Origin of the sequence: uncultured Allobaculum sp. (assembly GCF_948576815.1) — a bacterium.
Classification (GTDB): domain Bacteria; phylum Bacillota_I; class Bacilli_A; order Erysipelotrichales; family Erysipelotrichaceae; genus Allobaculum; species Allobaculum fili.
In genome coordinates this window covers 1-12,908 of record NZ_CAPAEZ010000073.1, presented here as the reverse complement: position 1 = coordinate 12,908, position 12,908 = coordinate 1, and the positions used below count along the sequence as shown (strand labels likewise).

Below are 12,908 nucleotides of genomic sequence, written 5' to 3'. Positions count from 1 at the left end.
AACTAGAAAGGCAAGGCACTGCTCACTTGTGAAGCTTAAGTGAACAGCATTGTGCAGAAGGCATAAAAAAACGCCCGGACGAATCCGGACGTACAAACGTCTGAGCAAAAGTCATAAGCCATGTTCTGTTCTTTTCGCGAAAGCAAAAAGCCGCAGCAATTTATCTATGCGTACGCATCTGTCTCTGGCTTCAGTTGGCCTCGGACAGTTCCCCTACCAAATTTGGGTTTCTCGCTTGAGGGGTTTACCCGTTCCACCTTTTTCGTTTCCGAAAAAGCTTCGTCTCTGTGGCACTTTTAAAGACGTCGGCCATGAAAGGAGGATTCCTTTTTTAGGCTTCCGTACAGCCGTATGTTCTTGCGAACACCCCAGTCTTATTGATTCGGCTGGCACAAACACTACAGTCATCGCAGACTGTGCGAGCATGGACTTTCCTCTGGCAGTCAGGCTGCCAGCAGCTGCGTCGTTCTGTTCAGAACCATTTGTCGATTCAAAGAATCGATTAAAATTAAAATTAGTGCGAAGCGAATACAGCCGCTTCCAGACGGGCTACGCGCTCTTCGAGCGTGAGCGGTTCGGCTTTCTCTTCTTCTTTTTCTTCTTCGGCTGCCGCTTTAGCTTCTTCAAGCGCCTTGGCGCTGGCTTCCGCCTGCTCTTTGGCTTCCTGGGCCTGGCTGGAGAGCGCTTCGTTTTCCGCGGTCAGGTTTGCCACCTGTTCCGTGAGCGCCTTCAGCTGTTCCTGAAGGTCGGCGAGTTTTGCGGCCTGGTCCTTGTTTTCCTGTTCAAGCTGGACCACGCGTTCGTTGGAATGAATCAGTGCGGAGGAGAGTTCTCTGCTCTGATCATCAAAATCCTGATAATCTTCAATAATATCGTCCAGGAACGAGTCAACCTGATCGGCGTCGTAGCCTTTTTCCTTGGACGGGAATTCCTTATCGTAAATCTGCTGGGCGGTTAATCTGAATGCCATGTGAACTTCCTCCATTGCGTTTGTCATTATATCAAATGAAAAGAAACACCTCAATCCTTAAGGTTCCTTTCTTGTGATTTTATAGTATAATTTCACAATATGTGACTCCATCGTCTTACGCTCGTGAAAGCCGAATTTAAGAAAACGAAAACAAACACTTAATATCCTTTAAATAAAGCGGGAATATCCTGAATATGTCTTTTTGCATGGAACGGGACGAGCCGTCTGGTTCGTTGAAAGCGCCATGGTTTTTCTATATAATTCAGACGATGAGTCAGATAAAATATCCCGCCGGAATGCACAAGGCGCAGGGCGTGCGCCGCATGAGCGACAACCATGCAGACCGGGGGTCCAGTCTGGAAGACGATCTCAACGCTTCCAATCTGTACTACCGGGAGATGAAGCGGGCCCTGATCTATAAAAAGCCGACCCCTGTACAGGTCGTCCATGTGGACTACCCCAGCCGGGGCCGTGCGAAAATCACGGAAGCCTACTATCGAACGCCCTCCACGACCGACTACAACGGTCTCTATCGAGGAAGATACATAGACTTTGAAGCCAAACAGACGCAGAACCGTACAAGCTTTCCTAAATATCTCGTCCAGGAACATCAGATTGAACACCTTCAGCGTGTTCAGGAACAGGGCGGGATCGGTTTTTTTATTGTACGCTTTACAAGTCTGATGCAAACGTATCTGGTCGATGCCGGCGATCTGATCGCCGCACACCAGCAGACGCAGGCGAAATCCATTCCTGTTTCATGGTTTGAACAGAATGGGATTCTGCTTAAAGAAGGACTTTATCCAAGAGTCGACTACCTGTCTGCAGTCGACGAGAAATATGCAGCTTATTATATGGAAACCCCTTTGAAAGGAGACAAATAGAAAATGGCACAGCAGCAACACGGGCGCCAACCTTCCGCCCGCCCTACTGGCAAGCCGCGAAAAACGCTCGATGCCTGGAACAAGATCGCGATCGCCGTTCTGACCCTGTTTCTGGTCGGATGCGTTTCGGTCTTCTTCGTGCTCGTCAATATTATTAACGACCCGGAAGGCATGCGCTTTTCCAAGGACGGCTTGTCCACATTATCCAACTCCCGAATCTTTGATGATTCCGGAAACATGTTTTATGAATTTGGTTCCGAAATCCGCGACGACATTACGTACGATCAGCTTTCGCAAAATGTCATCGACGCCTTCCTGGCGGTAGAGGATTCCCGTTTCTTTACTCATAACGGTTTTGACCTTCCGCGTTTCACGGCAGCCGCTCTTTCCAACCTGCAGAGCGGAAGTCTTGGCCAGGGCGGTTCGACACTGACCATGCAGATGATCGACAACGCCTTCACCAAAAACCAGGAAGCCAAGCTGGAAGCGGAAAAAGGTTCGCTTTCCACCCTCGATAAAATCAAGCTGAAGATCCAGGAAATCTACCTGGCTCTCATTGCGGAACAGACCATCGACAAGGAAGACATTATGGAGTTCTACCTGAACCGAATCTGGTTTGGTTCCGGAAACAACACACGAGGTATACAGAAAGCCGCGCGCTACTACTTCGATAAGGATGTCTCGCAGCTGAACCTTGGCGAAGCCGCCTTCCTTGCCGGAAGCATCAACGCGCCGTTTACCAACAACCCGCTCAACAACATCCACAACGCGTCGGATGAAACCGATACGATCGACCATCTCGCCGCCGGACAGGAGCGAAGAAACACGACGCTTCAGCTGATGCTCAACCACGGCTACATCACCGAAGAGGAATACAACCTCGAAAAGAACGCAGATCTGGCGTTCGCGCTGAACTATCACGAAACCATTTCCGTTGACCCGAACCAGGCCTACATTGACCAGGTCATTCAGGAAGCACAGAGCCTGACCGGTCAGGACCCGGCCATTATCCCGATGGACATTTACACCGCTCTGAATCAGGGCGCGCAAAGCGAGCTCGATAAGATCATGAACGGCGAAGTCGTCGCCTTCCCGAACGAGATGATGGACTTCGGTACGACGATCATCAACAACAGCACCGGTGAAATTATCGCCGTCGGTGCCGGCCGTCATTACCATTCCGATTCGGTATCGGTTAAGCAGGACAACTCCATGAACACCCGTCAGCCGGGTTCCGCCATGAAGCCGCTGCTCGCCTACAGCTCAACCTTTGATATTCTCGGCTGGTCAACCGCCCATATCGTGGACGACAAACCGGAAGACTACTGGCACAGCGGATCCAACCTGCGAAACTCCGACGGAAAATACGATGGGAAAATGTCGCTGGCCAGAGCGCTGGGCGTTTCGAAAAACACCACCGCCGCCGCAGCGATGATCGATCTTGTCGACGCGACCGGTACGGATTACTGGGTAGACTTCTGTAAGAAGCTCGGCTTCGATGAGCGAACCGCCGAACTCTTCGCCCCGCAGTATTCGATCGGCGGTGCCGACATGTACGCTTCCCCTACCCAGATGGCTTCGGCGTACTCGATGTTTGCCAACCAGGGTACCCGAATCAACGCGCACCGGATCCGACGAATCATCCGCCGTTCCGACAACATGGAAATCAGCGGCGATTCGACTGAATACGAACTGATTTCCACACAGGCCGCCTACATGATGAGCACGCTGCTCAAGGAAGTTGTTTACGGCGGCTATCAGAACTACAACGAAATCCTCGGCAGCCCGGATTATGTGGCCTACGCGAAATCCGGTACATCCTCCTGGGAAGAAGAAGGGGCCCAGTACGGCATCCCGGCCGGAGTTATGAAAGACGAATGGTCCATCGGCTACACCTCAACGTATTCGATTGCGACATGGTCCGGCTATCTGCCTGCCTACTTCATGCAGGGCTACTACATGGGCTGGACCGAACTCGAAGCCGCACCGGCCTTCCACATCAACCGCTACATGCTCGATTACCTGGCGCCAAACGGCAACTACCATGAAATCGAGCGTCCGGATCAGATTTCCGACTACAAAGGCGGTCTGATCAAAACCGAATTCCTTGAAAAAGGCGATCCGGATGCCGGCGACAGCTACACCAACCAGCTTCTTGAAGCCAACCGTAAAGCCTGCCTCGCCAGCGGCGGTTCCTTTGATAACGGAGCCTGCTCCTGCCCGGACGGCTATAAGCTCAACAACAACGCCTGCGTACCGGATGTAGAATCCGAAGTACCTTCCGAAGATCCGGATCTTCCAATTGATGATCCCGGCAATCAGGATCCCGGCAATCAGGATCCCGGCAATCAGACGCCTCCAGGTCAGAATCCGGGCGATGATCCCAGCATTCCGACCCCGCCAACGGATCCAGGCACGCCGCCAGATGATCCGGGCAATGATCCTGGAACGCAGGTTCCGCCAACGGACACCCCGGATGTAGCTCCGCAAAGCACGACATCCTCAAACGGTACCGCCTATGCGGCCCGCGGAACGTTTTATCAGACGCTCGGCCGCAAAGCGAACAGTGCGCTGACCTTTGAGATTTCCTCGCTCACGCCGGCGGATCCAAAGTTTTTCCTGAAACGCAGTCAGAGAGCGATGCTCTAGAAACCCGTCGCCAAAGACAAACGCATTAAATCAAAACGGACAGATCTCTGCGATCTATCCGTTTTTTCATATCTTATTGTCTGGCTGCGGTTTGGTCTGCGTATCCGGATCTGGATTTGTCTCTGGTTCTGGAATCTCCTGTGCTTCGGCCTGCGCTATCCCTGGCTCTTCCGTTACGCCATCTTCCGTTTTCTCTTCCGTCAGGTCGGTTAAATCCGCTGGCGCCTCTTCTTCGGCTTCTGGCGGATTGTAGAAGTTTTCGCGCAGCAGCTGTGCCTCGTCTTCACTGAGTGAGCGGCGCTTTACAAGCGTATCGAGTACTTCTTCAAAAATGTCGTCCGCAATGAGCATTCCCAGTTCGGTCAGACGATTTCGTTCGATTTCACGAATCACCACGTTGCCGTCATAAAACTCGTCGAGATCCAGATACTTTTCGCTCTGCTTATACGTCCACATGTACACGTATTCGTTTTCGCTGAAGAAATCCTGAAAGATCCCGCCGCACTGACGGGTGATCCGGATTCGTTCCTTGCGGGCAAACGCGGGAGCCGCACCGGTCTTTTTGCGAGCCGGGTTTTCGTTCTGCTCGTCCTGTGCCTTGCGCGCTTTGAGCTCCTTTTCTTTCTGCAGGAGCGTAGAGGTTTTGCAGAAGCTGATCAGCGGATACTGCTCCGGCTGCTCGAGCTTCTCTTTTTGAAGGGACGCGAACGGGAAGAAGTAATGATTGATGCTCTCGATGGAAAGCACCTTGGAATCGGGCTGAGACTGTCTGGGGGAAGAAAGCCGATAGCCCCAGGCTGTATCCTGATCCACCGTACTGATCAGAAACGGCTCCCCGGAAGAAAGCGAAACAATATCCCCTGGAATTCTGGACTGGGGATGCGCGGAAATCTGCCAGACAGTTTCTTCCTCTTTCGGACTTCCTTTTCTTTTCTGCGTGCTGACTTTTCGAGTGCCGACCATGCGCAGAATTCGATCGGCAATGCGTCGATCCGATTCTTTCAGGCTGGTGGAAAGAGAGAGCACTTTACGCGCCGGGATTTCCTCCCAGTGGCTCAGATCCACAAACGTGCTGCCCTGCGCATGGTAACGGGATCCAAACAGCATGAACTGATCGTAATCTTCCGGTTTCAGTTCCATCTGGACCCAGCTGGAAATTTTCTTTCGGCGCTTGTGCGAGGAAGGACAGCCGATCAGGCCGTCTTCGGTTTTGGCCAGAATCAGGTAAGGACGGCAGCGATGGCCTTTGGGGACATCCGCAAGTGCCCAGTCGCTCATGGGCATTTCACAGTAGACGAGATCGCCCGGCTGAACGCGATCAAACGCGTGAATTTCTCGAATCGTCGCGTTGGACTCAATCGCCCCGTACTCTCTTCGATTTTTCCGGAGTTCCCAATACGAATGGATATGTTCAAAAAAATGACGAATCGACTGGGCGGTCCGTTTCAGAACGTTCTGTTTCTTCACGCGCTCCTCGCCTCCTTTCTCCGGTTAAAGGGTTCTGCGGGCCTGTGCATTCTATTGTAGCGAGAATCTCGTCTATTCCCTATCCCTGTTTGAAACGACGCACACAAAGCCTGGACAGCACCTGATCATGAAAAAGAAAGGAAAAAAGCTCAGATCCAGAAAGCGCAGAACACGAAAAAGGACAAAGCCGTTCCGTGCCAAACGAGAAGCGTTCCGCGCGGCGTGCCTTGTCCATTTGTGTTTTCTGCTGGTGTGTTTTCTGTAGAACGAGCGGATTCAGCGGCTGGAATGGGCAGGATTAAGTGTCCGGGAGGAATCAGTCCTTGAAGACAGCGACATCCTTCAGCTTGTTTCGCTTTGGCATTTCCGGATCGATATCCGGTTTTCCTAAAGCGACGACGCACATGATTTTGAGCTCTCCTGGAATAGAGAGCGCCTGACGAATGGCCTGTTCGTTGTAAATCCCCATGATGAGCGTTCCGAGATCGAGACGCTTCGCTTCGAGGCAGAGGTTTTCTACCGCGAGGCCGCAGTCAAAGCAGCTCCAGCCTTCCCCGATCGCATTGGCGTATTCGCCGTCATTGCCCATGCCGCTTTTTCGCGGTTCATAGCATACGACGATCAGGCACGGGGCGTTTTCCGTGTTTTTCGCGTTAAAAGCCGGAAGACCGTTTTCCCGGAGCTCTGCGAGCAGCTGATCGTTGGTGACCACATACCAGCGCGGGCACTGCGAATTTTTCCAGCTTGGCGCAAGAATGGCGGCCTTGAGAACTCTGCGGATGTCCTCATGGTCGATCGGTTCGTTTTTATAGCGGCGGATTGCTCGACGATTTTCGAGTACTTTATCAAATTTCATGGAAAATTCTCCTCTGATGCAGGATAGCCGTACTGGCGCCTGTATTTTTAGGCCGCTGCTGCATGATGTCTTTTCCTTCAGACACCGAAGTGCGGAGCGAAAAAAAGATCCTGCTTTACCAGAAATTGTAGCAGGATCTCGATTTCATTCGATGCAAAACGAGAAGAATGGATCAGCGCAGGATGGTATAGGCCACAAAACAGCAGTAAACCAGGATCATGCAGATGCCTTTGGTTCGATTGAGTTTTGGAGAGAACCAGCACAGTGCGAACATTCCGATGGCGACGGCCAGAAGAATGGCGGAATCGATCACGTTAAACATGTCTGCACTAAGCGGCGAGATCGTCGCGGAAGCGCCGAGAATGAAAAGAATGTTGAGAATGTTGGAGCCGATGGCGTTCCCGATCGAAAGGCCGCTTTCGCCTTTTTTCGCCGCGGTCACGGAAGTAACCAGTTCCGGCAGCGACGTTCCGACCGAAACGACGGTCAGACCGATCAGGTTTTCGGACATGCCCAGACTCGCCGCGATCTCCTTGGCGCTGTCGACGGTGATGTCGCCGCCAAGAACGATGGCCGCAATGCCGATCAGAAGCAGAACCGGAATTTTCCAGGTCGGCATCTGCTTTTCATTGCTGTCTTCTTCGACCGGGTTCTTTTTCGCGTCCCGGATCAGCACGTAAAGATAAATCGCCAGGATGATCAGAAAAAGAATGCCTTCTACGCGGCTGAGGTTTCCTCCGAGAAGGAAGAGAAGCAGAAGCAGCGAGCAGAAAATGTTGACGCCCATATCCCGGCGAAGAACCGTTTTATGGATGACAAACGGGGTAATTGCCGCGCTGGCGCCGACCACGACGAGCGTATTGAAGATATTCGATCCCAGTACGTTGGAAATTGCCAGAGCGTTGCTGTTGGCAATGGACGCCGAAATGGACACGGACGCTTCGGGAAGCGAGGTGCCCAGTGCGACGATCGTCAGACCGACAATAACCGGCGAAACTTTCATTTTCAGTGCGGCGGCACTTGCGCCGTCCACAAACAGGTCGGCGCCCTTAATCAGCAGGACGAAGCCGACGATAAGCCATAAATAAGCCATAGATACCCTTTCTTAAAAACCATGCTCCGGTTTGGACGCAGGTCTGTCGTATGTACTGTTGTATGTACTGTCATACGACGTAAAAACGGCAGATTTCGGTTTGCCGCGCCTGCGGTGTTTCCGTTCTGCCATTTCAACGCTCTTAACTTTCTACTCTCTTTTCAAATTGCCTCTTCTTCCGCCTGGATGCCCGTCGGACGAGGTCCTGCGAAGCGATCAGAGAATTCCGTAAGAAGAAAGCAGAATGTGTACGCCGATCAGAATCAGAACCAGACCGCCCGCAATTTTGGCTTTTTTCTGGAAGTGACTTCCGGCGGCGGAACCGAGCCATACGCCGAAGGCGCAGAAGATTCCGGTGACAATCGCGATGATCACACAGGCAAGCATCGCATTCGCCCAGACCGGCCATGCGGCGACGATTTCTACCGGCGTCATCGAAAAGGAAACGCCGACAGCGAGCGCGTCGATCGACGTCGCAATCGCCAGCATGAACATTTCTCCGGTTTCAATGGAAGAATCGGTATCTTCTTCCTTTCCGGATTCACGGATCATATTGATCCCGATGAAGGCCAGCAGGCCAAAGGCGATCCAGCTCGAGAACGACTGTACGGCGCCGACAATCATCGCGCCGAAGAAGTAGCCAAGAGCCGGCATGAGGCCCTGAAACAGACCAAACCACAAGGCGCAGGCGAGCATGACTTTCCCGTCGGCATGCTTTGTGGCCAGACCTTTACAAATCGAAACAGCGAAGGCGTCCATGGCAAGTGCCGCAGACATAATGATGACCGTTACCAGATTCATGTAATTCCTTCTTTCCGTTTTGAAATCGCCGACCGTCTTTTCCACTCTGCCAGAACTGTCCGGCAGGAAGGCTAAGCCGGAATATTATACCCCACGAAATCTTCGAACGTGTCGTTCTCGATCGTTCAAATGATTTGTCCGCGCTTACTCCGATCGGGAAGTACACAATTCAAAAAGGCTTAAAACAAAGCCGATTTGCGTGCGCAGACGCAGAGTCCGCTTTCATTTTTTGGTATGGGCTTTCGTGTTTGCGGGCAGGCCGAGCGCCATAAGCGCTTTTCGAATTCCGTCCTGCGTATTGGAATCCGTTACAGCCCACGCCTGCTGTTTTACGAAGTCTTTCGCATTGCCCATTGCAAAGGAAAAAGGCACGGTTTCAAACATGGAGACGTCATTTTCCCCATCGCCAAACGCGATGACCTGATCGCTTTGCCAGCCTTCCCGTTCCATCAGCCGGCGAAGGCCTTCGCCTTTCGAAAAGCCCAGAGGCAGCACTTCAAGCTGACGCGGCGTCGTTCGATAAATCGAAAACCGATCGCCAAAGCGCGCCTGCATCCGTTCGAAGAGTTCGATCAGCGGCTGTTCTTCCTGCATGATCTGCAGCTTGTTGACGGGCTTGAAAATTTCCTCGGCGCTTTTTACGTAATGAATTTCCGGATAGCCGTCGCGCATGTCCGCCAGCCATTTCCATGGCCCTGCCGTCCAGGGATAGTCGTCATCCAGATGATTTTCCCCGCGCAGCAAAATTTTATGTTCCCGTATCGCCGGAGAAAAATAGACAAACATGCCGTCGTCAAATACGGCCTGGCTTTCCGCGTTCTGTCCGATCAGCCACGTGTAGATCTCCCGGATTTCTTCCGAAGACATCTCGTGGTATTTGGTACGTTCCTTTGCAGAGAGATCGTATAGAGCGACGCCGTCCACTTCAATGAGCAGTCCTCCGTATTCGTCCATTCTCAAATCGTTCGCATAGCGAAGAAGCCGCTTATAGCTGCGCCCTGAAGCCAGAATCAGACGGATGCCCGCCTGTTCCAGCCCAATGAGATACGCACGGGTTTTGGGGGAGATTTCTTCTTTCGCGTTGAGCAGCGTGCCATCCATATCCATAATAACGGCCCGAATCCGCGACGGATCGGGACGGTCTGCGGGCAAGGATGCAGCGAGTGTCTGGATCTCTTTCAAATTGTTCAAAAGAGAAGACGTCTCGCTTAAAGTCTTTGCATCCTTCATTTTTGTGCTGTCTGTGTTTGTGAACATACTTTCCCCCTGCCTTCTTGTATTATCTCGTGCTGTTTGTTTCGTTTATTTCGTCCCGTACGGCTTCTGTTCCATCACGTACTGTTTTGCCTGTCGCCTCCCGCCGTGTTTTCTGCACAGCTTTTCCCGTTTTGTTTTTCCCATTTTGCTTCTCTGGTATTGCTTCTCTGGTATTGCTTCTCGCGGTTCATTCTATGTGCAGCCATTCCAGAAAAACGCATGGGGGTTAAGGCGATGGATCCAATATCAAAATACACTGATCATCTTATCGCATTCCCAAAGCGACCGAACTTTGAAGCCTGTTCCCTTTCTGCTGAGGTTCGGTTTAACGCTTGCATTGTTCCTCTCGGTGCTGCAGACGGTTCAAGCGTCTGGTTTTGCAGCCGGATTTTGTTCCTGAACCTCCCGGATCGGCTTTTTTTCTGAAGTGGAACGCGTTTCTCGGGAGAAAATTTCCATTTTTTGAAATTTTCTTCTGCATTTGGATGCCCGTATAGAGTCCAGAGAGCCTCATTTCTGTTTTATCCGGACCTTGTGGAAAACTTTTTTCTGGTTTGTTCTGAGGACCGTTTATGGCGAAATCCCTTATACCCATCGGATTTTTCCGGTTTTTGATTGACCCACATATACTTTTAAATCTGAATTTAAAATTTTTTGAATGAAATTTGTTGACGGGGTTAGGGGAAAATGATAAATTATCTTTGCGCTCAGGGAGCGGGTTGAAAAAGCCGCTGATGAGCCAAGATCAAATGCCTGAATAGCTCAGTCGGTAGAGCATCCGGCTGTTAACCGGCAGGTCACAAGTTCGAGTCTTGTTTCAGGCGCCATTTGATCAATCGCGGAGCTAACCCTCCGCTTTTTTTATGCGATTTTTTGATGGAGAAGCTTTTGGCTTCTCCTTTTTCGTGCGTAACTTTTTTGTAAATCCAATGCGATAGGCAATCTCACAAAATCGTTTGGCATGATTGAAAGGTCCTGAAGGGCTTTTCGATATAATATAGAGAATCATGATGACACTATTCGCCTATCTGCTGTTCGGTTATCTTTCCGGGAGCATTCTCTATATTCACCTTTACTCGGCACTGTTTGCGAAAAAAGACGCCACCCTGGGAACCGAGGACGGCAATCCCGGCACCTTCAACGCCTTTGAAAAAGGCGGGTTCTGGTGCGGTCTGTTCGTTCTGCTCGGCGATCTGGGCAAAGCCTTCCTTCCGGTTTATCTGTACACCCGCACGCCAGAATGCGCCCTGATCCCCTGCAGTCTGATGCTGGTCATGTGGGCGCCGGTCTTTGGACACCTGTTCCCCATTTTCTATCGTTTTCGCGGCGGTAAAGGCATCGCCGCCACATTTGGCTCCGCCCTTGGCGTATGGGCCGGTCAGGTGAGCTTTCTGCCCACGCTGGCTTTAATCGTGCTTTTTCTGACCTTTACGCTGGTCATTCGAATTCGTCCGAATTTCTACATGACGGGGCTTGTCTTTATTCTTTACGCCCCCATGTGTCTGGCTTTGCAGGCCGCTTCCGTTTTAGTCGGTGGAGCGGCTCTGACTTCAGTTTCTGTACTCGCAAGACTCGGCCTGTCCAAAGAAGCCCGGCCGGATATGGAGGTAAGCTTTTTATGGAAGCGCTGATTCTGTCCTGTTCGACCGGCGGCGGTCACAATTCCGCCGCACACGCTATGGTCCACGAACTCACGGCGCGCGGCTGGACCGTACATTTCTTCGACCCGTATTCTTTGCGCTCGCCGCAGATGGCCAGGCGCGTCGGCAGCGCCTACGTTTCCATGGTGCAGCTTTCGCCGCATCTCTTTGGCGCCGTCTATCAACTCGGCCGCCTGTACGAAGAAGGCGAGCGAAACTTCAGCCTGCCCAATCCCGTTCTGGCGGTCCAGAAAAAGACCGCTCTGGCTTTGCATCGCTGGCTGAGCGAACATCCAGTCGATCTTATCCTGTGTTCGCATCCGTATCCGGGACTCATGCTCACCTGGCTGAAAAACCATGGTCTGCACGTTCCGCCTAGCGTAATGATTCCCACCGACTATACGTGCATTCCCTTTGAAAGCGACGTTCAGACGGACTGGATGACCATTCCCCATCCCGATCTGGTGGAGACCTTCTTTCAGGAAGGCGTCGATCACTCCCGCATGATCCCCTGCGGCATTCCCGTCGATCGCAAGTTCGATCTGCGCACCAGCCGGGATAAAGCCTGCAAGGCATTAGGGCTGAGTCCTTCCAGACGCTACGTTTTAGTCGGCGGCGGATCGATGGGCATTAAAGGTCTCTGGCCCATGCTCATTTCCCTGCAGCCGCTGCTTGAAGACCAGCCGGATCTGCACATTCTCGTGCTTTGCGGCAACAACCGGAAACTGTATCGCCGCATCGAAAAGTTCAACGATCCATCCATTTCCCCGGTGGCCTTTACGAAAAACATTTTTCAGTACTTGCAGCTGGCGGATCTGTTTATTACGAAACCAGGCGGCCTTTCCATTACCGAAGCGGCCGCTTCCGGAACGCCGCTGCTGCTTGCGTTTGCGATTCCAGGATGTGAAACACAGAACGCGGAGTTTTTCGAACGTCACGGCTATGCCTGCTACGCCCGTACAAACGACGAGATCGCTTCTCTAGCCGCACACATGCTGAAACATCACCGTCCCGAAAATACGCCGCCAGACCCGTTTTTTACCGGCATTTCCAGACGGCTTGGCGACTGGTGCGAACTGGCTGCGTCCATGAATCCGCAGTCCGATCCTTTTCTTCCCGGACTTGCCGAATAACGTTCATTTTCAAATCAAGGCGGATCCTCCCTTTATCTGGAGGATCCGCCTTTGTCTGTCTGTATATGGAAATGTGCAGTATCGCGCGGAAGACCCGTTTTACTGGTAAGCGTCAAATAAAAGACGGGTATTTTCTCGACCGCCTCCTTGGGATAATT

10 protein-coding genes, 1 tRNA gene and 1 other RNA gene are annotated in these 12,908 nt (G+C 52.0%); 5 read left to right on the top strand and 7 right to left on the bottom strand.

Translation table 11 applies throughout. The features are described from left to right. Positions 1 to 109 precede the first annotated feature (109 nt). Positions 110 to 470, bottom strand: an RNA gene (gene rnpB / locus Q2J39_RS09210) — RNase P RNA component class B. Positions 471 to 514: 44 nt separating this feature from the next. Further along, positions 515 to 970 (bottom strand): DivIVA domain-containing protein, encoded by a 456-nt coding sequence (locus tag Q2J39_RS09205; RefSeq protein WP_230267519.1) that lies wholly within the window; start codon positions 968 to 970, stop codon positions 515 to 517. A gap of 269 nt (positions 971 to 1,239) precedes the next feature. Here Q2J39_RS09205 and recU point away from each other — a divergent pair, with 269 nt between their 5' ends. Together recU and Q2J39_RS09195 are read left to right on the top strand one after the other, a co-directional pair. Next, positions 1,240 to 1,854 carry a Holliday junction resolvase RecU gene (recU, locus tag Q2J39_RS09200; protein ID WP_288340274.1) on the top strand — a complete coding sequence of 205 codons (615 nt, stop codon included), beginning with the start codon at positions 1,240 to 1,242 and terminating at the stop codon, positions 1,852 to 1,854. 3 nt (positions 1,855 to 1,857) lie between these two features. Continuing rightward, on the top strand, positions 1,858 to 4,503 hold the full coding sequence (locus tag Q2J39_RS09195) for a transglycosylase domain-containing protein (protein ID WP_288340273.1): 2,646 nt from the start codon (positions 1,858 to 1,860) through the stop codon (positions 4,501 to 4,503). 66 nt (positions 4,504 to 4,569) lie between these two features. On the opposite strand, the gene Q2J39_RS09190 is transcribed toward Q2J39_RS09195, so the two are convergent. From Q2J39_RS09190 to Q2J39_RS09170, 5 genes are all read right to left on the bottom strand, one after another. Beyond that, positions 4,570 to 5,970, bottom strand: a complete 1,401-nt coding sequence (locus Q2J39_RS09190) for a hypothetical protein (RefSeq protein ID WP_288340272.1) — start codon at positions 5,968 to 5,970, stop codon at positions 4,570 to 4,572. A 316-nt stretch (positions 5,971 to 6,286) separates the two neighbouring features. Continuing rightward, positions 6,287 to 6,826: a nitroreductase family protein gene (locus Q2J39_RS09185; protein ID WP_230267515.1), complete on the bottom strand. Its 540-nt coding sequence runs from the start codon at positions 6,824 to 6,826 to the stop codon at positions 6,287 to 6,289. A 172-nt stretch (positions 6,827 to 6,998) separates the two neighbouring features. Then, positions 6,999 to 7,919, bottom strand: coding sequence for a calcium/sodium antiporter (locus Q2J39_RS09180; RefSeq protein ID WP_288340271.1), 921 nt, complete (start codon positions 7,917 to 7,919; stop codon positions 6,999 to 7,001). Between the two features lie 216 nt (positions 7,920 to 8,135). Further along, entirely contained in the window at positions 8,136 to 8,720 is a 585-nt protein-coding gene (locus tag Q2J39_RS09175; RefSeq protein WP_288340270.1) for a manganese efflux pump MntP family protein, read from the bottom strand. Between the two features lie 222 nt (positions 8,721 to 8,942). After that, positions 8,943 to 9,977, bottom strand: a complete 1,035-nt coding sequence (locus Q2J39_RS09170; RefSeq protein ID WP_230267512.1) for a Cof-type HAD-IIB family hydrolase — start codon at positions 9,975 to 9,977, stop codon at positions 8,943 to 8,945. Between the two features lie 751 nt (positions 9,978 to 10,728). Between Q2J39_RS09170 and Q2J39_RS09165 the strand changes: the two genes are divergently transcribed. From Q2J39_RS09165 to Q2J39_RS09155, 3 genes are all read left to right on the top strand, one after another. After that, positions 10,729 to 10,804: transfer RNA gene (locus Q2J39_RS09165), tRNA-Asn, on the top strand. A gap of 180 nt (positions 10,805 to 10,984) precedes the next feature. Further along, positions 10,985 to 11,608, top strand: coding sequence for a glycerol-3-phosphate acyltransferase (locus Q2J39_RS09160; RefSeq protein ID WP_288340269.1), 624 nt, complete (start codon positions 10,985 to 10,987; stop codon positions 11,606 to 11,608). Beyond that, positions 11,596 to 12,750: an MGDG synthase family glycosyltransferase gene (locus tag Q2J39_RS09155; protein ID WP_230267510.1), complete on the top strand. Its 1,155-nt coding sequence runs from the start codon at positions 11,596 to 11,598 to the stop codon at positions 12,748 to 12,750. The genes Q2J39_RS09160 and Q2J39_RS09155 overlap by 13 nt, the downstream gene beginning before the upstream one ends. Positions 12,751 to 12,908 lie beyond the last annotated feature (158 nt).